The organism is Almyronema sp. (assembly GCF_052168255.1).
GTDB classification, from domain to species: Bacteria; Cyanobacteriota; Cyanobacteriia; order Phormidesmidales; family Phormidesmidaceae; genus Sphaerothrix; species Sphaerothrix epifaneia.
This window is the reverse complement of record NZ_JBQLZL010000034.1, coordinates 30,684-51,989: the sequence shown is the minus strand read 5'-3', so window position 1 is coordinate 51,989 and position 21,306 is coordinate 30,684. Positions and strand designations below refer to the sequence as shown.

Genomic DNA, 21,306 nt, shown 5'->3' with positions numbered 1-21,306 from the left:
AGGGTGTTACGATTGGCATCCAGCCCTTAGAATCCTGAGTGAGCTGCCAAATTCGCTAGACTAAATGCTTTGAACCTGGGCAAAATCCATGAAATTCGTTTGTTCTCAGAGCGAATTAAACACGCACCTTTCCCTTGTCAGTCGGGCTGTTCCCTCACGACCAAGTAAACCCGTTTTAGGCAATGTTTTGCTCAAAGCCGACGAAACCGCTCAGCAGGTAATGTTGACTGGGTTTGATGAGAGCTTAGGCATTCAAACCTGTTTTGCGGCTCAGGTGGAGCAAGCGGGGCGCTTGACTTTACCAGCTAAACTTTTGGGCGATATTGTCTCGCGGCTGTCGGCTGAAGATTTGGTTTTAGAAGCGCCAGAAGCGGAAACGGTGCTAACACTCACCTGTTCTTCCGGCCATTACGAGGTACGAGGACTCAGCGCCGAAGAATATCCCAATTTGCCCGAAGTTGAAGCAGGACAGTCGGCTGAGCTATCGCCAGAAATTTTGCTAGAAGGGCTGCGTGGCGCTTTGTTTGCCGCTAGCGCCGATGAAACTAAGCAGGTGCTGACGGGGGTGCATCTGCTGAGTGAAGCTGCCACGCTAGAATTTGCGGCGACTGATGGGCATCGGCTGGCTGTGGTGCAAACACCTGACCAACCCGCTGCCGCTGCGGCTGAGACAGCCATAGAGGTGACGGTTCCTGGCAAAGCGCTACGCGAGTTAGAACGCATTGTGCAACTGCATCAAGGTAGTGAAGCGATTGCGCTCAAGTTTGACCCTACGCAGGTCATTTTTGAACTGGGGCAGCAGCGAATTACCACGCGCTTATTAGAGGGGCAATACCCCAATTATCGGCAACTGATTCCGCGACAGTTTTCCCGACAGATGACGATTGATCGCAAGTTATTTGTCGCCGCCTTAGAGCGGATTGCCGTACTGGCTGACCAAAAAAATAATATTGTTAAGCTCAGCCTGGACAATGAACGACAGGCGATCGCCCTGACGGTAGAAGCTCAAGAAGTGGGCAGCGGCCGAGAAAATGTGACGGCTCAAATTACGGGCGATAGCTTAGACATTGCCTTTAACGTGCGTTATTTGCTCGATGGCCTCAAAGTTATCAACACCTCTGAGGTGCAGTTGCAGTGCAACAGCGCGACTAGCCCTGCGGTACTGTCTCCGCTAGGCGGATCTAAGATGACGTATCTAGTTATGCCTGTGCAGATTCGAGGCTAAGGTCTATAGAGGGTGACACCAATCTCCACTTAGGGGCTGGGTTCGGGTACAGTAATGACAGCTCTCATGTACCGCTCTCGCCCGTGGGCGACAAGGTGCAATTGACTGTTGTCATACCTTAGGAGACTATTTATGGATCTTGCACTGGCTGCTGTGGTTTTTGGCACCATACTGGTTTTGTTTACCCGCGACGTTTTTAACAAGTAACGGCGATCGCCCCCTGGTTTTTTAGACAACACCGCCCTGTAAAAAGAAGCTGACCTCTAGAGCGGCAGAGCCGCTTTCACTCCAGGAGATCAGCTTCTTTTTTGTTAGGCAGTTTTGGTGGTTTTGAAGTCTGGCGGTAGCCCTGAGGGGGGTCAGCCCCTTAAAGGGCTACCGGCGGCTGACAGAAAGCTTTTCCGTTTGGCTTTTCGCGATGCCTAGCCCGCTGCTAGATCAGGTAGGGTTTTTGGTGCCGTAAAAATCGATGCGATAGTCGGTAATCGTAATGCCGATTTCCGCTTCAATTTTACGAATCACCTCTGGCGGTAGCTCAACATGCACGTCAATAATCTGATTAGTATCGAGACAGTTAACATGGCTGTGAGAGTCGCTAATGTTGCCATATAGACGACCGTCTGAGCGCTCTAAGCACTCAATAATGCCCTGCTCAGAAAGGGCTTCTAAATTTTGATAGACAGAAGTATGGCCAATTTCGCGGCCTTGGCGATTGAGGCGATCGTAAATTTCCCGCGCCGAAAGGTGCTCTTGCGCCTGCCAAAGCAGCTCTAAAATGTAGCGCCGTTGCCGACTCAGACGCATACCCAATTCTTGACAGCGCTCTAGCGCGTCATCGAGAGATCGAAGCCGTTTATTGGCGATCGCTTTACTTTGCATGGATGTCATACTCTAATCCCCCTGGGAACACAGCTGCTAACCCAAGCTAATTGCCCGCCCTTAAATTCTATCGTGGCTAGATTTTGAAGTTGCTGCATAGCGTAAATCAGCCATTGGGTGCGGTTTTGCCGGGAAGGTGAGTTGGCTTAGGCTAAACGATACGGTCGTTATCAAGCCAGATACAAGCGTCAATTTGCTCGACAGGCAGCGATGAAACCGTTCGCTAAAACATAGTCAGTACCACTTTAGCTTAGAAAAGAGGCGACTGTCTACGGCGTTCAAGGCCAAAGCGTCATCTCACGCCCGTTACATTTGCTGCTCTAACCACTGAGGGATGTACTGCCAAGCTTGCTTAAGCTGCTGCCGATGTATTGCATAGTCGGGTAGGTGTTGTTCAACCAGCCGCCAAAAAGCGGCGGAATGGTTCATTTGCAGCGTATGACAAAGTTCGTGAACCAAAACGTAGGTCACCAGCGGTGGCGGTAAAAACAAAAGCTTGTAGTTGAGGCTAATATTTTGCTGACTGGAGCAACTGCCCCAGCGCGATTTTTGCCCCCGCACGCTAACTCGCTGATAGGGCAGTTGGGCGCGTTGGCTGATTTGGCTCAGCCAGTTGGGCAAAACCAGGCTGGCCTTGCGCTTGAGCCATTTTTGTAAACCTGCTTGGCAAAGTTTGAGGTTGTCGCTAGGGCCAACGACCGCTAGCTGGCGTGAGTTGAGGGGGGTAACTTGCAGGCGATCGCGCGAGTTGAGTAAATAGACCAGCTCCCAGCTTTCATCAAGGGCACGTAAATCGATTTGCCCTGGCTGAGCGCTCGTTAGATCCGGTGCGATCGCCTGCCGCTGGTGAGCTAGCCGCGCTAGGGTTTGCTCAATCCAGGCTTGTTTTTGGCGCAAAATCGCAGGCAACTTTTGGGGGTCAAACTGTCGCGGTGTCACAACCTCAATCTCACCGTAGGGAGAGATTTTAATAGAGATATGTTTGGCTCTTGCGCTTTGGCGCAGGCGATAAGGGTGAGTGCCAATCGTGCCGCGATCGGCAAAGGTTGGAGGTTGACAGCTAGCCATAAGTGCCCTGCAATTTTAACGCCCTTGGTCTGACCAGGTGGGTTACTCGCCGCCGTAGCTGCCGCCAGTAACCTTACCCTGAAAAACGATGTACTGGTAAAGGTTGTAAAACAGCATCACCGGAATCAACCCGCCAATAAAAATCAGCATAAAAACCAGCGCGCTGGGATCGGCAGCAGCTTGGTAAATCGTAATTTGGGTGGGAATGATGTAAGGAAATACGACTAAGGCCAGTCCCACAAATGTCAGCAGAAACAGCAAAATTGTCCACACAAAGGGCCACCTTTCTTCATGACGATTGAGACTGCGCAACAACAGCGTAATCAGCAACACGCCCAAAAGGGGAATGACCGCAAAAATGTAGATTTGCGGCGTCTGAAATAGGCGAGTGCGGGCATATTCGTAAAAGATTGGTGTGGCGATCGTAATCAAAATTGCCCCAATCAGTGTGGTAATGGCAGCTAGCTTAGCCGTGCGATAGTGGGTTTGCTGCAGTTCCCCTTCCGTCTTCCAGACCAGATAGGTTGATCCAATCAGCACGTAACCTTGAATCAGCGTCAAGGCCACCAGAACCGACGGCAGATTGAGCCATTCCCAAGTGCTGCCGACAAAGTGCCCGGTGCCATCTACCGGAATACCTGCTAGGACGCCACCGAGGGCAAAGCCCTGGCCTAGGGCTACCACAAAACTGCCAACACCAAAGGCTGTATTCCAGAAAAATTTGCGATTAGACTGTTCCCGAAATTCAAAAGCAACAGCACGAAAAATGATGCCAAACAGCATGATGAAAATGGGAATGTATAACGCATTGAGGATGGTGCCATAGGCAAGCGGAAACGCTCCAAACAAGCTGCCACCCATCAAAATCAGCCAGGTTTCGTTGGCATCCCAAACATTACTCAAGCTGGTCATCAAAACACTACGACGTTCTTCTGACGAGGCGGTAAGTGACAAAATCCCCACGCCTAAATCAAAGCCGTCCAGCATGACATAGAGAAAAAGAAAAAGAGCCAAAATGCCAAACCAGACTTGCGGTAAAAAGTAGCTGAGCGTGTCCATAAGCGTAAACCATTACTGTTGGGCTTCTACGGGGCGTTCGTCCGGGCTAAACTGGCCGGGTTCTGTATTAACAGCGGGTTTGTCTTCTATGCCAGGAATCGGTAGATCCAGTCGCGGCCCGCGCCGAATAATGCGACTGCCAAAGTAAATCGCGCCGAAAAATAAGATGGTATAGGTAGTGGCAAAGCCCACCAGCGTTGTTAGCACATCACCAGGGGGGAGGTTGGAGGCGGCGTCTACGGTACGGATTTGGCCGTATACCACCCACGGTTGCCGCCCCACACAGCGCACAATCCAGCCCGACTCAACCGCGATATAGCCCAGAGGAGCCGCAAAAATCCAGCCGCGCATCAGCCATCGCTGCGCGGCGATGGTTTCGGCAGCAAGCTGACCTCGCAGCCACTGAAGCGTTGTCAGCAGCATCAATCCGGCCAAAAAGAAGCCGATCGCAATCATAAGGCGAAAAGAATAGTAGACTAAGCCAACCATGCTAGGACGATCTTCGGGGGGAAATTCCTTTAACCCTTGCACGGGTTCCGACAGGTTAGGCTTGAGTTCTAAAATGTAGCCCAGCGCGTTAGGTACTTTGATTTCCCAATCGTTTGTTTCGGTTTGTTTGTTGGGCAAGGCGACCAGGCTCCAGTCGGCGGGTTGGCCAGCGGGTTGAGTTTCCCACAAGGCTTCCATCGCGGCCATTTTAGTGGGCTGTTGGCGATACACTTGTTCGCCGCTGAGGTGACCCACATAGATTTGCAAAGGGGCTACGGCGATCGCAGTTGCTAGCGCGATTTTGAAGGCTTTTGCAAAAAAGGCGGGATGACGCTGATTGAGAATGTACCAAGCGCTAATGCCGCCGATGACAAACAGAGACGTCTCCAACGTCGCCAAAAACATGTGGGCAATACTCACGGCCATGAAGGGATTAAAAATGGCCTGAAAGTAGTCGTTGACAATAAAGATGCCGTCGGTAAACTGTCCCCCGGCTGGGGTTTGCATCCAAGAGTTGGCAGTGAGAATCCAGAAGGTTGAAAGGTTGGCACCGAAGGCCACCAAAATAGTGGCGACAAAGTGAATAATCGGGTTTACCCGCTCCCAGCCAAACACCATGATGCCGAGAAAGGCCGCTTCTAGCATGAAGGCCCAAGACGCTTCAAAGCCGATAATGCTGCCAAAAAAATTGCCAACGGCTTCCGAAAAAGGTGCCCAGTTTGTGCCAAACTGAAAGCCCATCGGGATGCCGCTGGCTACTCCGATACCGAAGTTGAGAACGTAGAGCTTCGACCAAAACCGAGCGTGGTAGTAATAATCAGGATTGCGAGTTTTGAGCCACAAAGCCTCAACTAAAACCAGATAGATACCCAATCCGGTGGTGAGGACTGGCCAAATCATGTGGAAAATGGCTGTGAGCGCAAACTGCATGCGCGAAAGCACGACCGTATCGGATAAAAAGTGCATGATGATTGATCGTTAGGGAATCGCTAAGGGCTGACGCAAGACAGCGATCGCTGCCTGCTCAAACGATTCCATGCTAGCGGCAAAGTGCTAAATGGCGAGTATTGAGCTATTCAAATCTGATCGCTTAGCAATAGGCGATCGCGGTGGTGATTCAAGCTAGCTTTCTGCCTCTGGCAAGATCGAGGATGACTCAATAGAGGCTGGCTCAACTGGGCATATCGGCAACCGGACGGTGAAGGTGGTACCAACGCCTTCCTGACTTTCAAAGGCGATCGCCCCCTGCTGCCGCTCCACACACTTCTTGACGATCGACAACCCCAGCCCTACCCCTGGCAAATTGCCCACATTGCTAGCCCGCCAGAAAGACTCAAACAAGCTGGCTTGATCGATCGTGGGGATGCCGATGCCCGCGTCTTGCACCTGAAACTCAACACTTTCAGCCCAACAGCGCAGCCGGAAATGAACCACTGAGCTAGCGGGTGAATATTTAATGGCATTGTTCAGCAAATGGACGAATGTTTTTTTCAATACCCGACCATCCCAAGTGGCCAGCGGACAGTCGCCCTGGTGGCTAAACTCAATCCTGTGGGTGTGATGGGGGCTAGCTAGCTGCACTTCTTCGACCAGCGCTTGGCAAAATGGTAGCAAGGCCAGCGGTTGCGGGTTGAAGTCGATCTGGCCAAAGTCAGTTTGCTCTAGAAACAAAACATCGTTAACCAATTGAGTCAAATGCTGAACGGAATGCTGAATGCGGCCAAGATGTTTGAGCTGTAGCTGTTCGGTGAGCTTTTCGCGATATTCTTCTAAAACGCCAGCCGAGCTGCTGATAATAGCTAAAGGTGTGCGGTACTCGTGTGAAATCGTCGTGATAATTCGCGATTTGAAAGCGCTAAGTTCCTGCTCTTGCGCCAAAGATTGGCGTAACTGGCCTTCTAGGCGTTGCAGTTGCTGGTTAGCGGTGGTGAGTTCAGCCGTACGCTGCTGCACCCGTGTTTCTAAGTCTTGGTTGAGCTGTTGTAGTGCCTTTTCGGCTTTGTGACGTTCTTGAACTTCTTGTTGTAGCTGCCAGTTTTGCTGCTTGAGCTGGTTTTGCAGGCGAATAATGTTGAGCTGATGCTCAATGCGGGCAACGACTTCTTGAATTTCAAAGGGTTTAGTAATGTAATCGGCTCCGCCAATAGAAAAGGCTTTGACTTTATCGAGCGGTTCGTCTAAAGCACTGAGAAAAATAATTGGAATATCTTGAGTGTTTGGATCAGCTTTGAGCCGCTGACAAATTTCAAACCCGTTCATCTGCGGCATGATAATGTCTAGCAAGATTAAATCGGGAGGATTCACCTGGATCACGTCAAAAACGAGTTCTCCCTTAATCACCTTGCGGACTTTGTAGCCTTGCTCGTTGAGCAGATGAGAGAGCAGCCTGAGGTTATCGGCTCGGTCGTCAACGACCAAAATATCGCCTTTGGGAGTCAGAGTTTGGGGCATTGCCGGGAGGGGTGAGAGGTTGGTTTAACTAAGGGCAATCAAAGCTAAGCCAGATGGCTGATGGCTGTGGCTGTGGTTTCGGTATAGAGGTACTTCACCCCTAGATGTTCTGCAAGTTTGCTCAAGAGCTGTTGTTCTGAAAGAGGCTGGCGTAACCAGTCGTCACAGCCCGCTGCAAGGAGACTGCTTTTTTCAGTTTCAAAGACGCTAGCGGTCAAAGCAATAATGACGGTTTGCCTCCCTTGAGGTTGAGATTTGATCGACTGGGCAACTTCGTAGCCACTCACACCGGGTAGCCGCATCTCTAGCAAAATTAGTTGCGGCTGATACTGCTGCCACAGGGCGATCGCTTGGTGAGCGTCTGGGGCTTCGTCAACTTCAAACCCAATGGGTTGCAGAAGCTGGCATAAAAGCTGACGGTTTTCAGCGCGATCGTCTACGACCAAAAGGCGGTAGGTGGGCTGATCCGCCGCTAATCCTACAATTTGCCGAACGTGGGTGGGCTGAAGCGGGGTTTCGGTCAGGTGAACAATGCGATCGAGACGAAAGTTATTGACCAGTTCTGCTAGGGCATCGGCTAACGGAGCATCGGCGGGTGGAATTTGATCTAAAAGCTGCCAAATCAGTTCATCTTCGGCTCCTCGTGCTGCCAGGTTAAGCTGCGCAATCCATTCGGCGGGCTGTTTAGCCAAATCACCTGGCGCTAGGGGTTTAGCGGCTGAGGGGGGCGTTGGATTGGGGCAGGTTGCTTCAGCGTAGGTATAGGCAACGCCTAGGTGCTGGCTCAGGCGATCGAAGATTTGCGTTTCCGAAAAAGGTTTACGGACAAAATCATCACAGCCAGCCGCTAAAATACTGGCGCGCTCCTCTTCAAAAACGCTGGCAGTGACGGCAATGATGACGGTATCTTTGCCCTCTGGCTGAGCTTTAATCCACTTGGTTGCTTCATAACCGCTCAGCACTGGCATCCGAATATCCATCCAAATCAGATGGGGCTGGTGTTGTTGCCACAGGACGATCGCCGCTTCACCGTTTTCTGCTTCATATAGCTCAAAGCCTAGCGGTTCTAGAATTTGAACCAGTAGCTGGCGATTCTCCCAGCGATCGTCCACAATGAGCAGGCGATAGACAGGCTGATGAGGCGCTAAGCCCACCACCTGACGGCAACCAGGAGACGCTTGATTTGACTCCATTTGACCTGGCCGTACCTGAATAGTGAACTCAAAGACGGTGCCAGCGCCTAAGGTGCTGCTGACTTGAATTTCGCCGCCCATCAACTGCACAAATTGATGGCTAATGGGTAAGCCAAGTCCGGTACCTTCTTGAGCGTTGCGACCGCTCTCGGTTTGCGAAAAAGCGGTAAAAAGGTGATCTAACTCGGTGGCGGCGATCCCTGGCCCGGTATCTTCAACCGCAAAATGAATCAGGTGGTAGGGGGCGGTTTCTAAATGAGTTGGGGCAGCTAGTTGGCGAACCCGCAGAGTAACGCTGCCCTCGTTGGTGAATTTAAGGGCGTTGCCCAACAGGTTGATTAAAACCTGGCGCAGCTTACGTTCGTCACCCATAATGCACTGCGGCACCTGGTCGCCACATTCATAGAAAAGGGTGAGTCCTTTGGCATCGGCTCGAATTTGCAGCATTTCAATCAGTGCTTCGAGCATGGCCAGCAGGTCAAACACGGCTTCATTCAAGGTGATTCGACCCGCTTCAATCTTAGACATGTCGAGTACGTCGTTAATCAAACTCAGCAGATGTTCGCCGCTGCGATGAATAATTCCTAGGGTTTCTCGCTGTGCTTGCAACTGTTCGTGCTGGCTGGTGGTGTGCTTGCGATTGAGGTTGCGCAACATTACCTGGGTAAAGCCCAAAATAGCGTTGAGCGGTGTGCGTAGCTCATGGCTCATGCTGGCTAAAAACTCACTTTTGGCGCGGCTTGCCGCTTCGGCAGCTTCTTTAGCTTCTCGGAGTTCGGCGGTACGCGCTTCAACCCGGCGTTCTAAGGAACTGTTGGCGGCTCTCAATCTAGACTCAATCCGGCGGCGGGCGGCTAGCTGCAACCCGCCGTAGCTCAGGCCGCCAATGAGTAATCCTGAAAATAGCAGCCAGTAGCGGTGCTGGTAGGCGGCAGCGGCAATTGAAACTTTGCCCCAATCTTCGTAGGGTCGCACATTGAGCAGGCGTAGGGTTTCGTGGCAGGGTTGGTAGTTGGCCGGAATCGTCCAGCCTTCATAGCGCCCAGCTTGCGCGGCTGGGTGGTCGCTGGGCAGGGTCATGAGGGCGATCGCCACTTCTTCCGCCAAATCGACTGACGTATGGGGAAGGGTGGCAAAGGGCCATTCTGGATAGAGCCGAGTGCTAACAGCAAAGGGAAAGCTATCGCCATACTGGGCTTGCTGGTTGTTTAGCACCACAAAGTCTGCCCGGTTGATTTTGCCTTCTTGCGCCATGCGCTCTAGCGTGTCAGTTCGTACTGTTCCGGCATCCACTTCGCCTGAGCGAACTGCATAAACCACGGCGTCGTGGCTACCGCCAAACTGAATTTCTTGAAACTGCTGGTAAGGATCAATATGGGCTTCTTTGAGCGTGGCCCAAGCCATTTGCCATCCGCCGAAGGCAATTTCGCTCACGGCCATAAAAGACTTGCCCTTGAGGTCTTGCAGCGTTTGAATATCTGTGCGATCGGCGCGCCGAAAGATGACAGCGCCAAACTCTGTATAGCTTTTGCCTAGGCGCAAATTTTTTAGGGTGGCGATGCGCCTTGCCCCGTAAAGCGTCTCTAGCTCAACATACATGCCGGGATTGGGCAAGACAAAATCAATTTGCTGATTGGCGATCAGGTCTTCTAGCGTGTCGAATTCGAGCGGCACGAGTTCGAACTGGTAGCCAGAAATTTGGCGACTGAGATAGTCAATGGTGGGCTGCCACTGTTTATGAGTTTGTTCGACCCCGCGAATGGCCATCACGCCCACTCTGATGATGGGGCGGGTTTGGGGTGCCTCGGTGCTGCTAGCGGGGGGGCTGTTAGCGACTGCGATCGCGGCGGGCAGTCGCAGCGCTAGACCTTGCAAGGTGGTTAGCAAACCGAGGCTTAGAGCGGTTAGGGGGCGATGCATGCAAACCTCAACGCTAATGACGATGTCTGAGGATGGCTCAACGGGGCGCAAAATGAGCTACGGATCTTACAACCTGGCGCTGCGTGCCTGAGAACGCTCAAGCCAGAACGCCGCCTGAAAGACCTTTGGTCAAAGGCTTTTAGCCACTCAAGTGGCTCAACTCTGGTAGCTGCAGCTATACCTGGCCGAAAGCTAGCCGATGGGCGATAGCCGGGACAGTGCCCCTCTAGCTTCTGCGACTTTTTCGCTGTCGTCATCGGCAACCTTAGGCATTTTCTAGCAGACAAAATTAAGTGAGTGTACGGAGAAAAGAGGCTTAAACTCTACGAGTTTCTACAGAGATAAACGAGTTTGCGGCGATCGCCTGCCTTCTAATTCAGACCGCTGTTGCCCTAAATAAAGGTGCGGCTCGTTAACAGACGGCTGCGATCGCCTGTCGCTCATAGACAAGAGCCGCTGACCGTAAAAATACGGATGCAACAATTGCCGTGACTCTGTATGTCTTCGGATGGGATACAGCGCCGTCGCCTCAAGCGTTAAGACGCTCAAATAGCCCCAAGCCGATGACAGCATAGCCTTGCTTTTGCCCTCAGCCTTACCTTTTTGCCTTTAGCTATAACTGCGGCCTAGCCTGACGACTGACCCAGCCCAATATCTGGGCGACTTGAGTGCTTAAACTGAGCGGGTTGAAGGGTTTGTAGATAACTCCGGCAATGTCAAGCTGGGCAAAATGGGCGCGATCGCTGGCTCTGCCTTTAGCCGTCAACAAAATCACTGGAATGGTCTGAATTAGGCTATCTGCCTTGATGGCAGCTAATATCTCCAACCCGTTTGTAGCAGCAGGCATGGCAACATCGAGCAAAATCGCATCTGGCTGTTCTAGTCTGGCCTGTGCTAGCCCCTCCAAACCCGAAGCCGCGCCCCAAGTTCGCCAACCTGCTAAATCTTCAAGACAAGCCCGCACCACCTCACGGATGCGTTCTTCATCATCAATAATCAAAATTTTTCTCGCCATTGGACAGCGGCAATGTAAAGAAGAAGGTACTGCCTTGGTTAACCTGGCTATTCACCCAGATTTTACCGCCCTGTTGCTCTACCAGGCTTTTACAAATCGCTAACCCCAAGCCCGTACCGGGTGCGGCAGCGACACCGGATGGATGAATTTGATGAAAACGCTCAAAAATGACGCTGCGCTGATCGCTGGGAATACCGCAGCCCTGGTCTTGAACCATAAAAACTACGCTTTGGCGGGTTAAATGCCTGCAACTCTGTTGAGTATCCGGCAAGCTGCTCGCTTTTAGCCAAATGGTACTCCCCGGTGGTGAAAACTTGATGGCATTGCTAATGAGATTGGTAAGGATTTGCAAAACGGCGTCTGGATTCGCCTGTACCTGCACGGTTGAAGGTTCAATGTGGTAGCAGATGGCTTTGTTTTGGGCGATCGCGTGTAGACTACGGGCTGCTTGCTCTAGCAGGCTGACGGCATAGCAGGGTTGTAAAGGCAGTAAGACTTGTCCGGTCTGCAAGCGCTCAAACGCTAAAATCTCATCAATCAGGCGCACCAGGCGATCGCATTCTAAATCAGCGATTTCAAGCATACGATTGGCCTTTTGAGGATGGCTTTGATAAATTCCGGCTTTGAGCAGTCCCAAAGATCCTTGAATGGCGGTCAAAGGGGTTCGCAATTCGTGGCTGATATTGGCTAGAAATTCAGTTTGTTTTTGTTCTCGACGGCGATGCTGGCTGATGTCTTGCACAATCAGACTTAGCAAGGGTGGGCGGTCTGGACTGTTAACCAAAGTCGCCTGAAGACTAACCCAAATGACTTTGCCAGGTTTAGTTTGCAGGCGTCGTTCTAAAAAAAGGCTGCGCTGGGTTTGAGTCAGCAGGGTGTAAACGCTAGCCTGATACTCAATCCGATCGCCCGGTACGATCAAATCCGCTAAGGGGCGATCGATCAATTCGGCGCGGCTGTAGCCCGTGAGGCGGCACAGCGATTCATTTACCTCGATCAAGCGCCCCTCTAGCTGACTAATCCCCCATCCAAGCGGTGTCTGCTCAAACAAACCTGGATAATAAACTTGGGTGCGGCTCACCAAGGCTTTGGCTTGCCAGCGTTGGCTCCACACGCCGAACAGAGTAGCGCAGCCCAAACCCGCAAAGCTTAGCCCTCGAATGCCCCAATGGTGATGGGCACTCAAATAGGCAATGATGCCCCCAATAAAGCCAAGGGGCAAGGTCAACAAAATTGCGCTTCTAACCATGACTGATGGGCAAGCGCGATCGCCCGATACCGCAGACGTCTGAAGCAAACTGAAGGCAACCGAAAGTGACTGCAATCTCTCTAAGATTTTTCTCATGCAATCATAAAGATCAAACAGGGCAGTGCTGCACCGCTAAGTCTCATAGTAAAACGGTGCAGTAGGTGTTACGCCCTTGTGCTTTGGCCTCATACAAAGCCTGGTCAGCCGCAGCAATCAGTTGCTCTACTGAGTTTTCAGTTGCAGGCACTAAGGTGGTAATGCCAAAGCTCAACGTGACAAAGTCGCTAATGGGGGAAGGATTGTGGGCAATTCTCAGCAGGGCGATCGCTTGCTGAATTTGGTTGACAATGTGAACAGCCCCCGCCAGCGGCGTTTTGGGCAGTACTAGGCAAAACTCTTCGCCGCCATAACGAGCAACCAAATCGGCTGGACGGTTGACCAATGTGCGAATAGTTTGAGCAATTTGCTGTAGACAGACATCGCCTGCAGGGTGGCCGTAGTGGTCGTTGTAGTTTTTGAAATAGTCAATATCGCAGAGGATGAGGGAGAGGGGGGCTTGTTCACGCCGTAGCCGTTGCCATTCGTGTTTGAGATATTCGTTGAGGCGGCGACGGTTGGCAACCTGGGTCAACGTATCAATAGTGGCTAGATGATAGAGGGCTTGGTGTTCTTGCTGCTTGCGCCGCTTGATTTGCTTTTGTAAACGCGATCGCTCTACCCGTCCCACCGTCCGTCGTAGCAGGTCAGAAGGCTCAATCGGCTTGCTGATAAAATCGTCGGCTCCAGCCATAAAGGCCATTTCAATCGTTCGCTGATTGGCATCCGGCGTCATCACCACAATCGGCAGGTCGCCCCAATGCGGATCTTGACGCACCACCTGACAGAGATCAAGCCCGCTAAAGGTGGGCATTTGGGCATTGAGCAACAGCAAATCGGGAGCCGTCGCGGTTAGCACATGCCAAAAGTCGTTGGGATTTCCCAGTGCAATAACCTGAAAATTATGGCTGCTGAGAAAAATGCTAATGTTGCTCAGCATGGCCGGGTCAGAATCGACAATGATGACTTTGTTGCTGGTTGCTTGTCGTTGAAACAGGGTTTTCATCACCTCTTCAAAGACCTGAGCCGAAGGAATGGGTTTAGATAAAAACCCTCGGCTACCCAGACGAGCCGTGGTAACCCGGTCGGCTAGGCGATCGCGAATGGTCATCGTCAGCACTGGAATATCAGAAAACTGCTCTCGCAACTCTTGCAACAGTTCTAAGCCGTCTTCGTCTGTATCCGGAAAAATGAGGTCAAGCAAAATCACATCCGGCGCTGACTGCATAATTTGCTGACGGGCACTGCCGAGGTCGTGGGCAACTTCTAAGTCAACCCCCCAAGCGATCGCATCTTGCTTCAGCGTTTCTGTCAGCGCCACATCGTCATCCACAACTAAAACAGAAGGAATCTGGCTGGGGACGAGTGCTTCTGGTACCGCGATCGCAGGGGGATAGGTGAGAGCTTGTTTGAGGGCGGCTAACTGGGCGGCCAAATCTTGAATCAAAGATTTGTTAGAGCGATTAGGGTCACTCAAAATCCATTCAATTTCGCGGGCAATATCGGATGCAGTCAGATAGCCAAAAATCCCCAATCCCCCCGCCAGTTTATGCGCTTCTTGTTCGCCCGTGCGTCTGAGTTCAGCTTGCAGACCCTGTTCTAAGAGCTGATGATAGACCCGCTCTAAATTGACAACCTGTTCTTGAAAAGAACCTCGAAAGCGCTCTAGAACGCGATTAAGCCCCAAAGAAGGCGCTAGTCGATTGGGCGGAATAGGCCAGATAGGAGGTGACTGGGCGATCGACGAATGTAGGCGATAGCCCGATCCATAAACCGTCTCAATTGGCCCTGCTTCTATCCCAGACTGCCTAAACTTGTGGCGCAGTCGGCGAATCAGCTCAGCGATGGCGCGGCGGCTCAGCCGATGTTCAGGTGTACTGAGGCGTTCGACAAGCTGCGCTCGACTAAAGGCTTGCTGAGGAGACTCTAGCAGCAGGGCGATTAAGTCAACTTCTGGCGGCGTTAGCGCGACAACTGCGTGCTGGTACCTGAGAGTGGCAGTTTCCAGATTGAGCAAGAGGCTACCGTGGCTCAAAACCCGTAAAGTGGGCGTTGGTGCCGTTAATCGGCTGCGGCGCAGCAACGCTCGAATCCGAGCCATTAGCTCCGCCAGATTGTAAGGCTGAGCAATATAATCATCTGCTCCGGCTTCAAGTCCGGCACTGACTTCGGCACTTGAATTACCGGATGTGATCAAAAGGATTGGCTTGTGATAGTCTCGACCCCGCAGTTGCCGACAAAAATCAATGCCGTTGAAGTTAGAGATCAGCAGTGTGAGGAGAATTAAATCATAGTCAAAAGCGATGACTGACTCTACATTGACTTGCTCAGCCGTTGTCATGATGCTGACTTCATATTGTTGAGCCGTCAAGGCTTCTGCAAGCAGACTAGCGGTTAAGCCGTCATTCTCCACCAACAGAATTTTCACAATTTATCTAAAAAATCGATCTAAAGATGTTGTCAACCATAGGCAAAGTTACCTTACAGCAATTTACAAATTCTCGTTGAAATCATGGAATTGTCCATTTGTCTGGGTAAGTCAGCGTGGCTCAGATCAGTCTGCCTTGACAAAGCATGAAACGGGGGGGGGCTCAATCAGTTTACTCTTCGACGCCTTGTAGCTAGGTGCGTGGTGCTGAGAACCGCCGGATCTTCAGCCTAAGTAGATAGGCCATGCCTGGATTTAGCCCAAGGCTGAACTTGCTGGGGTGTGGGTGCCTGATGGGGTAGCCCTTTGGCCACTTGCCAGTATGAAAGACACCTGCTTAAAGGAGGTGCTAACACAGCAGCTTAAAAATGGAGCTAAGCGGACTCGAACCGCTGACCCCCTCAATGCCATTGAGGTGCTCTACCAGCTGAGCTATAGCCCCATGCTGTAAATTGCGTTATTCATCATCGCTTGTCTATCGCGTCAACGTCAAGCTTTCGATTAACTTTATTTTGACCTGAGGCGCGATCGCTCACAAATCGCGCTAGAGTCAGGGAAATTGACCACTGAGGCCGTTGTGCCGATCTGCTATGACCTCGACTCCTTCTAACCATTCTGATGGGCACGCGACGACTGCCGCCAGCGATCAGGCTGCTCTCCTGCAACAGTTGCGTCGTAAGCAGGGTACTTGGGTGGCTTGGGGCCAAGCCTGCCAAACTCTCCAAAAAGCGGGACTGAGTCCGCAGAAAATTTTTGAAGAAACGGGTTTCGAGCCAATCCAGCAAAATCAAATCATTGTGGCGGCTCAAGTCTATGCTTCAATGCTGGCCGCCGGGGTTTCTGAGCAGGCGCGATCGCATTTTCAGCAACGTGGCAGCGATTTGCTCTATGAACTGCGAATTTTGTCGCAAAGCGATCGCGCTCAAGCCGCTGATTTAATCGTGCAGCACAGCCTAGAGATCGAACAGGTGCGCGAGATTGCTAAAGCCCTGCGAGAATATTCTTACTCTGAGCAACCGCCGACAGGTTTTACCAAACATGCCGGAGATGCGGTGGCTTATCACTACTGGCGCTTAGCTCGGCAGCAAGCCGATTTACCCAAGCGATCGCGCTTAATTGCCCAGGGGTTGCGATTTGCCCACAGCGGTAGCGCCCGTGAGCAAATCGAAAAGCTACTACTCGACTTTACCGTGGTTAAAGCTAAACCCGCGCCCAAGCTGCCCATTTATCGCCTCGAAACTGAAACCGAACTGCCGCGTCTGATTCCGGTAGCGGGTGAATGGCCTTTACCCACCGAGGCTTTCAAGGCGGTACCCGTAACCTTGGCGGAAGAACCCTTTGGCTTGGTTAAATTTGCCGAGGGGCCAGGGGCTTGGGTGCCCGTACCGGGTTGGCAGGTTATTTTGCAGGCTGAAGATCCGGTTGGAATTTTGGCTCAAGCGCGACAGTTGCCGGGATTAGACCCAAACGCGACGGAAACGGTGCTGCTTGTGATCGATCGGGCGCAACGCGATTGGCGAGCCGATAGTTACTTTGGCGTTGAGGCGGGCGATCGCCTGGATTTACAGTGGTTTGACGCTCAGCCCTCTGATCGTCTGCTGGGACGGGTCATTCTTGTGATTCGGCCTAAGCGCATTTTAGATGAAGACTACACCCGCGAACTCTGGCAAATCGACGAATAGAGAGGTCACCATGCCGTTAGAACGCCGCTTATCTCGCAGTATTTTTGAACCGTCGGAGCTAGTCGAACTGCGACAAGTTTGTCTCACACCAGGACGAGTGTTTGAACCCGGCCAGTATATTGCGGGTGAATTACCAGATGTGGCCTTTGAAATGGGGCTAGTGGAAAAGTTGCCGCCAGTGAGGGGTAAGTCTGAGGAGATTGAGGGGAAGGGGTGATGGGGAAGGGGGAGGAGATGTGAGAGATGGGGAAGGTGGGGAAAGTGGGGGAGCAAGGGTACTGATTTGAACGGCGATGTTCTAAGGGGTGCTCGGTCTGGCTGGCTGGAGCAAGGGGCTTGGGTGAGCTGAACCCAAAACCAGCAGTGCTCTTAATTGACGAACCCTCTACTGCAGGCTGCTGATCTTTCTAGTTTATCTACCGACTTCTTCATGGTCTTATCTCCCCTCCCCGTGACTCGTTACTATGAAAACAGCAAATCACTCACACCCTAGGAGTACTCCGCATGGTAGGAACGCAAACTTCAGCCCGCGAACTGTTTCGCTCGGCTTACGAAAATCGCTATACCTGGGATGCCAATTTTCCGGGTTATACAGCAGAGGTGACCTACAAAGTGGGTGACGAAACCTTTACGGGTCAAGCCACTGTCAGCGCCGACTTGAAAGCGGAGGTGACAGGTATAGACGATGAGGCGGCTCAAAAAGCCATTCATCAGCAGCTTTGGGAAACTGCTATTCACCGGGTGCGGCGTAGCTTTGAGGATACTCACGGCCAGAATACATTTGTCTATGGCGAAACGGATAGCGAGGGGGCTGTCGAAATTTTGATGGGGGGAAAAGCTGAAGGCGATCGCTATCAGTTGCGCGACAACGAAGTGTCAATGGTGCATCGCCATATTCATGGGGTTGTGGTGACGATTCATACCTTTAGCAGCCACCAGACGGGTGCAGGCTATTTGTCCCACCGCTACGACTCTGTTTACCACGATCCGCAGTCTGGTGAGCAAAAGGGAGGAAAAAGCGTGTTTGAAGACGAGTATGAAAAAGTAGGTGACTATTTCATCTTGTCTCGACGTCAGGTTGTGACTGAAACGGAGACGGGTTCAGTGGCGCAAGACTATCGCTTTACTAACATTCAGCTCAAAAAATAGAAGCTTTAACTAGCTCACGGCAATGCCGTTATAGGTAAAGGCTGAGGGCTGAGGGCAGAAGAAATTCATCTGTCAATAGCTTTCAGCCGCTGACCTGTCTCAATTTCTTAAGGTAAACCTGAATGCTTGCGAAACCGGATTTTGGTAAAAGATCCGGTTTTTTGTTGACGGTGTCAATGAATTTGGACACCGTTAAACAAAAGGAGCGACAAGAAAAAGTCAGCAACAAACAAAGACACCCAGGTCGTGACAACTGCCGCTGTCGCTGATTGCCCAACTGATTTACTACAGGTAGTGGTTAACCCCCAACTACAGGCAAAGAGGGCAATCATCGCGCCAAAAAGCGTAGACTTGAACAGCACCATGACCAAATCTTGTAGCTCTAAGAGCGATCGCACCGATTCTAAAAAGACCGCAGGTGCAATGCTATAAAACTGGTGGGCTACAAAAACGCCACCCGCAATGCCAACCACTAAGGAAAGTATGGTCAAAACAGGCAACATAACGCAGCAGGCTAAGACCCTAGGCACGACCAGATAGTCGATGGGGTCGGTTCGCAACATCTTAAGCGCATCGATTTGATCGGTAACTTTCATACAGCCAATTTCAGCCGCAAAGGCTGAACCCACCTGCCCCGCTAGAATGGCTGCTGTCAAAATCGGTGCCAGTTCACGGCAAAAGGCAACGGCAAATGCCCCCCCCAAAGCATGGCTAGCGCCATAGCGAATCAGTTCGCGGGCGGTTTGAATGGTGAAAATCATGCCCGCAAACAGATTGGTCATTAAAACGGGCGATAGCGAATTGGGGCCAGCCGCTACCATATAATCCATGACATGATGGCGGTTAATGCGTCCTTGAATGACCCGCATCAACACCTGACCGCCTAAAAACAACCCCAAGGTCAAATGGTAGACCCAGGATTTAGGCCGAGTAAAGGTATTCTCAACGTATGGTGATGGGGGCTTGACGGCAGCAGAACGTGCCCAGTCATTAGACCACTCTTGTGCAGATTTCACCATATCGCTTCCTTAGTTTTGAATAACTATGACGGTACATGCCCATTGGCTCAGAATGCCCGACTTTAGTTCTCATGTTAGGAAATGGATCTGGGTCGCGGCTGTGGGATAGGCTAAGGGCTTTGGGGTTCAGGCCGGGTCAGGGCGTTAACTCAAAATGCTGAAGAACAGGGCAATTGTAGAGAATTTTGCTAGCCAGACTTCAACGTGCGATCGCCCCTCTCGCTAGCTTTTGGTTTTCATCCCTCCACAATTACGATTCTGTCTAGCGAGAGATTGCAGAAATTTACATAGAGAGTTCGTAAAATGGGCAAGGGTATAGTACACTTGTACTAACCTGAATGGAAAACCATTCTCCGCGTTCAGCCGCCCATGAACAACACTGATATGGAACTTCGAGCGATTCGAGAAAAGCTGCAGTCTCTCCAGCAGGAACCGCTTTCGTTAGAGGCTACTGCGCTTCCCTGGGATGGGCACTCAGACGACCCACCGGGGTCGCGAGAGACACCCCGGCGATCGCCTACCTTGCCTCGCTCAAGCCCCGATCAGATTCGGACAACGGTCGAAACGCTGCGGCAGCGATCGAGCCAGCCGCTAGCCTCGCCGCCGCCCGATCGGGGGGTGAGTGAGCCGCCCCCCGCTGAAGTTGAGCTGCCAGTAGCGCAGTATCAGCAACAGCTACAGCAACAGGCCCAGCAGATCAATCAGTTGTCGCTAGCTCAAGAAGAGGCGATTCTTCAGCTAAAGTCTATGAGCGATCGCTACAACCTCGATCTTAAGCACCACCTGACGCGTAGCGGCCAAGCTGTCCCTTTGCCGTTGCCCCTTTGTGCGTTTGACGCGGCTTTGGTGCCAGCGGTGCATCAAAACGCCCAGGGCAATCTAACGCTGACCTATCGCCACCTCGATCTGCAACAAGAAGAACGCTATGCCTACGAACTGGCCGAAAACCTCAGACAGCGCCACGGCTATCAGTCGCCTGGTTTAGGCGAACCCAGTGACGGCTTTGACCTCGCTCTAGAGGCCATTTGGGCAGAACCCATTAAGGCTATGCAGACGCTGAGCCTTTGGATACAGCAGGTCTACCGTCTGTGGCGGCGAAAGCTCGGCTCACCAGGGCAACGAACGCGACAGCGGCAATTACAATCTGCGCCACTGACGTTTTTAGATGCGGTAATTTGGTTCAGCGGCGGGGCGATGCTGCGGGTGGGCATTAATTTTTTGCTGATAGCGCATCCCTTGTTGCGTTTGCCAGTGATGCTACTGCTGCTGGGGCTGAGTGCTGGGGCCATCTACCGAGCCGTGTTGCTGCCTCGGCCCGATTATGCGATGGGCTACCGCCTACTGATTGCCATTGCGGGCCTGATAGTGGGTGGACGGCTCTAAGCCGCTATCTTTGGGTTCAAACCAACGGACTCCTGTGCGCCACGATCATCCCTGGAGAATACAGCCATGCAAAATTTCAATACTCATCCTTCTCAGCCTGTTTTTCTCAAGCCTTTCTTAGCAGGCGGCTTAATGTTTGCCGTTGTGGGCTTGCTTTTTGACTTTCAAGGGGTTCGCTCTTTTCTCGATCCGTCTAAAGCGGCTTCAACCCAGCGTTGCGAGACGATTGTACAGGCTCAAGCCAAATTGTCGCGTGAAACCTTAGCCCAGTTGCTGACAATTCCAGAGCGCGATACTAAAGCGCGGGTGAGAGAGGTTGTGGCTGAACCCTACTGCCAGTTGCCAGAACTTAAAGTCCGCTCAGGCGTTGTGGCAGAGCGAGAAGCCTATCCGCTAGAGTTTGACCCCAAAACTCAGCTAGTGATTCTTTACGAGAACGATGAGTATGCTGGCTATCGCTTCGATTTTCAATAGCGTTTTGAGGCTGCGATCGCGGTGGCGGAGATCAGCGCGAACAGTCAATTTAGGGCTGGGGTTGAAAGCCTGTTTGTTGGGGGGGAGCCTGGGGATGGTCATAAGCTTGACGGGGTGCCAGTTGAAGCCCGCAGTCGCGCCGCGATCGGTGCCTGTGCAGCAAACCTGGGAGCTGCAGCTAGGCGATCGCATTGCTGGTTATTTGATTAGTGCCAGTTTGGGGGATATTTCTATCGAGCTAAAGGGAGCTAAGGTGTATGCCCCTTTTACCGGAGAGGTGGAGCCGACTGATAAAAAATACTGCGTTGTCTTTTCTAGTGCGGAAGTTCCGGCCTATCTCTTTCGCCTTTGTGGTTTAAAGCGGCCTAAGTTAGGCAGCATCAGCCAGGGAGAGGCGATTGGGTCGGGTCGCTATTTACACTTTGCGACGCTGCGCCGTCAGCCAGATGGGACATGGGCCATTGTAGAACCTTCGAGTTCGGTGTTAGAGCGAACTTTGCAACCCGTACTTTAGCGTCAACAGTTTG

The 21,306-nt window shown here is 51.9% G+C and carries 18 protein-coding genes and 1 tRNA gene; 7 read left to right on the top strand and 12 right to left on the bottom strand.

Annotated elements, in window-relative coordinates; genetic code table 11:
- The first annotated feature begins 88 nt into the window (after positions 1-88).
- Positions 89-1,225, top strand: a complete 1,137-nt coding sequence (gene dnaN, locus ACTS3T_RS07070; RefSeq protein WP_377965846.1) for a DNA polymerase III subunit beta — start codon at positions 89-91, stop codon at positions 1,223-1,225.
- Between the two features lie 438 nt (positions 1,226-1,663).
- Here the strand turns inward: dnaN and ACTS3T_RS07065 are convergent, their stop codons facing one another.
- The 11 genes from ACTS3T_RS07065 to ACTS3T_RS07015 all read right to left on the bottom strand — a co-directional run bounded on the left by ACTS3T_RS07065 (position 1,664) and on the right by ACTS3T_RS07015 (position 15,514).
- The gene (locus tag ACTS3T_RS07065) at positions 1,664-2,104 is read right to left on the bottom strand and encodes a Fur family transcriptional regulator (protein WP_377965984.1); all 441 of its coding nucleotides are present in this window, start codon (positions 2,102-2,104) and stop codon (positions 1,664-1,666) included.
- A 306-nt stretch (positions 2,105-2,410) separates the two neighbouring features.
- Positions 2,411-3,172, bottom strand: a complete 762-nt coding sequence (locus ACTS3T_RS07060; RefSeq protein ID WP_377965844.1) for a M48 family metallopeptidase — start codon at positions 3,170-3,172, stop codon at positions 2,411-2,413.
- Between the two features lie 42 nt (positions 3,173-3,214).
- Complete coding sequence (cydB, locus tag ACTS3T_RS07055; RefSeq protein ID WP_377965842.1) at positions 3,215-4,231, bottom strand: cytochrome d ubiquinol oxidase subunit II; 1,017 nt, start codon at positions 4,229-4,231, stop codon at positions 3,215-3,217.
- Positions 4,232-4,243: 12 nt separating this feature from the next.
- A complete protein-coding gene (locus ACTS3T_RS07050) occupies positions 4,244-5,686 on the bottom strand; it encodes a cytochrome ubiquinol oxidase subunit I (RefSeq protein ID WP_377965840.1) in 1,443 nt (480 codons plus the stop codon).
- Between the two features lie 156 nt (positions 5,687-5,842).
- The gene (locus ACTS3T_RS07045) at positions 5,843-7,171 is read right to left on the bottom strand and encodes a response regulator (protein ID WP_377965838.1); all 1,329 of its coding nucleotides are present in this window, start codon (positions 7,169-7,171) and stop codon (positions 5,843-5,845) included.
- Between the two features lie 44 nt (positions 7,172-7,215).
- Positions 7,216-10,284 carry a response regulator gene (locus ACTS3T_RS07040; RefSeq protein ID WP_377965836.1) on the bottom strand — a complete coding sequence of 1,023 codons (3,069 nt, stop codon included), beginning with the start codon at positions 10,282-10,284 and terminating at the stop codon, positions 7,216-7,218.
- 333 nt (positions 10,285-10,617) lie between these two features.
- Positions 10,618-10,857: a hypothetical protein gene (locus tag ACTS3T_RS07035; RefSeq protein ID WP_377965834.1), complete on the bottom strand. Its 240-nt coding sequence runs from the start codon at positions 10,855-10,857 to the stop codon at positions 10,618-10,620.
- Between the two features lie 40 nt (positions 10,858-10,897).
- The gene (locus tag ACTS3T_RS07030; protein WP_377965832.1) at positions 10,898-11,299 is read right to left on the bottom strand and encodes a response regulator; all 402 of its coding nucleotides are present in this window, start codon (positions 11,297-11,299) and stop codon (positions 10,898-10,900) included.
- On the bottom strand, positions 11,274-12,596 hold the full coding sequence (locus tag ACTS3T_RS07025; protein ID WP_377965830.1) for a sensor histidine kinase: 1,323 nt from the start codon (positions 12,594-12,596) through the stop codon (positions 11,274-11,276). Before ACTS3T_RS07025 ends, ACTS3T_RS07030 begins: the two co-directional genes overlap by 26 nt.
- Positions 12,597-12,687: 91 nt before the next feature.
- Positions 12,688-15,072, bottom strand: a complete 2,385-nt coding sequence (locus ACTS3T_RS07020) for a response regulator (protein ID WP_377965828.1) — start codon at positions 15,070-15,072, stop codon at positions 12,688-12,690.
- Positions 15,073-15,441: 369 nt separating this feature from the next.
- Positions 15,442-15,514, bottom strand: a tRNA-Ala gene (locus tag ACTS3T_RS07015).
- 148 nt (positions 15,515-15,662) lie between these two features.
- On the opposite strand from ACTS3T_RS07015, the gene ACTS3T_RS07010 reads away from it, so the two are divergent.
- The 3 genes from ACTS3T_RS07010 to ACTS3T_RS07000 all read left to right on the top strand — a co-directional run bounded on the left by ACTS3T_RS07010 (position 15,663) and on the right by ACTS3T_RS07000 (position 17,903).
- Positions 15,663-16,754, top strand: a complete 1,092-nt coding sequence (locus tag ACTS3T_RS07010) for a RuBisCO accumulation factor 1 (protein ID WP_377965826.1) — start codon at positions 15,663-15,665, stop codon at positions 16,752-16,754.
- Positions 16,755-16,764: 10 nt separating this feature from the next.
- Complete coding sequence (locus tag ACTS3T_RS07005) at positions 16,765-16,971, top strand: hypothetical protein (protein WP_377965824.1); 207 nt, start codon at positions 16,765-16,767, stop codon at positions 16,969-16,971.
- Between the two features lie 287 nt (positions 16,972-17,258).
- Positions 17,259-17,903 (top strand): DUF3386 domain-containing protein, encoded by a 645-nt coding sequence (locus ACTS3T_RS07000; RefSeq protein ID WP_377965822.1) that lies wholly within the window; start codon positions 17,259-17,261, stop codon positions 17,901-17,903.
- A 173-nt stretch (positions 17,904-18,076) separates the two neighbouring features.
- Here ACTS3T_RS07000 and ACTS3T_RS06995 read toward each other — a convergent pair whose 3' ends face one another.
- Positions 18,077-18,922, bottom strand: coding sequence for an MlaE family lipid ABC transporter permease subunit (locus ACTS3T_RS06995; RefSeq protein ID WP_377965820.1), 846 nt, complete (start codon positions 18,920-18,922; stop codon positions 18,077-18,079).
- A gap of 369 nt (positions 18,923-19,291) precedes the next feature.
- Here ACTS3T_RS06995 and ACTS3T_RS06990 point away from each other — a divergent pair, with 369 nt between their 5' ends.
- From ACTS3T_RS06990 to ACTS3T_RS06980, 3 genes are all read left to right on the top strand, one after another.
- Positions 19,292-20,305, top strand: coding sequence for a hypothetical protein (locus ACTS3T_RS06990; protein WP_377965818.1), 1,014 nt, complete (start codon positions 19,292-19,294; stop codon positions 20,303-20,305).
- Positions 20,306-20,371: 66 nt separating this feature from the next.
- A complete protein-coding gene (locus ACTS3T_RS06985) occupies positions 20,372-20,779 on the top strand; it encodes a hypothetical protein (protein ID WP_377965817.1) in 408 nt (135 codons plus the stop codon).
- Positions 20,745-21,293, top strand: a complete 549-nt coding sequence (locus ACTS3T_RS06980; RefSeq protein WP_377965815.1) for a hypothetical protein — start codon at positions 20,745-20,747, stop codon at positions 21,291-21,293. Before ACTS3T_RS06985 ends, ACTS3T_RS06980 begins: the two co-directional genes overlap by 35 nt.
- Positions 21,294-21,306 lie beyond the last annotated feature (13 nt).

Excerpts from the sequence above, each read along its gene's own strand:
- dnaN (WP_377965846.1), top strand. The coding sequence starts at position 89 with ATGAAATTCGTTTGTTCTCAGAGCGAATTAAACACGCACCTTTCCCTT.
- ACTS3T_RS07065 (WP_377965984.1), bottom strand. The coding sequence starts at position 2,104 with ATGCAAAGTAAAGCGATCGCCAATAAACGGCTTCGATCTCTCGATGAC.
- ACTS3T_RS07060 (WP_377965844.1), bottom strand. The coding sequence starts at position 3,172 with ATGGCTAGCTGTCAACCTCCAACCTTTGCCGATCGCGGCACGATTGGC.
- cydB (WP_377965842.1), bottom strand. The coding sequence starts at position 4,231 with ATGGACACGCTCAGCTACTTTTTACCGCAAGTCTGGTTTGGCATTTTG.
- ACTS3T_RS07050 (WP_377965840.1), bottom strand. The coding sequence starts at position 5,686 with ATGCACTTTTTATCCGATACGGTCGTGCTTTCGCGCATGCAGTTTGCG.
- ACTS3T_RS07045 (WP_377965838.1), bottom strand. The coding sequence starts at position 7,171 with ATGCCCCAAACTCTGACTCCCAAAGGCGATATTTTGGTCGTTGACGAC.
- ACTS3T_RS07040 (WP_377965836.1), bottom strand. The coding sequence starts at position 10,284 with ATGCATCGCCCCCTAACCGCTCTAAGCCTCGGTTTGCTAACCACCTTG.
- ACTS3T_RS07035 (WP_377965834.1), bottom strand. The coding sequence starts at position 10,857 with ATGCTGTCATCGGCTTGGGGCTATTTGAGCGTCTTAACGCTTGAGGCG.
- ACTS3T_RS07030 (WP_377965832.1), bottom strand. The coding sequence starts at position 11,299 with ATGGCGAGAAAAATTTTGATTATTGATGATGAAGAACGCATCCGTGAG.
- ACTS3T_RS07010 (WP_377965826.1), top strand. The coding sequence starts at position 15,663 with ATGACCTCGACTCCTTCTAACCATTCTGATGGGCACGCGACGACTGCC.
- ACTS3T_RS07005 (WP_377965824.1), top strand. The coding sequence starts at position 16,765 with ATGCCGTTAGAACGCCGCTTATCTCGCAGTATTTTTGAACCGTCGGAG.
- ACTS3T_RS07000 (WP_377965822.1), top strand. The coding sequence starts at position 17,259 with ATGGTAGGAACGCAAACTTCAGCCCGCGAACTGTTTCGCTCGGCTTAC.
- ACTS3T_RS06995 (WP_377965820.1), bottom strand. The coding sequence starts at position 18,922 with ATGGTGAAATCTGCACAAGAGTGGTCTAATGACTGGGCACGTTCTGCT.
- ACTS3T_RS06990 (WP_377965818.1), top strand. The coding sequence starts at position 19,292 with ATGAACAACACTGATATGGAACTTCGAGCGATTCGAGAAAAGCTGCAG.
- ACTS3T_RS06985 (WP_377965817.1), top strand. The coding sequence starts at position 20,372 with ATGCAAAATTTCAATACTCATCCTTCTCAGCCTGTTTTTCTCAAGCCT.
- ACTS3T_RS06980 (WP_377965815.1), top strand. The coding sequence starts at position 20,745 with ATGAGTATGCTGGCTATCGCTTCGATTTTCAATAGCGTTTTGAGGCTG.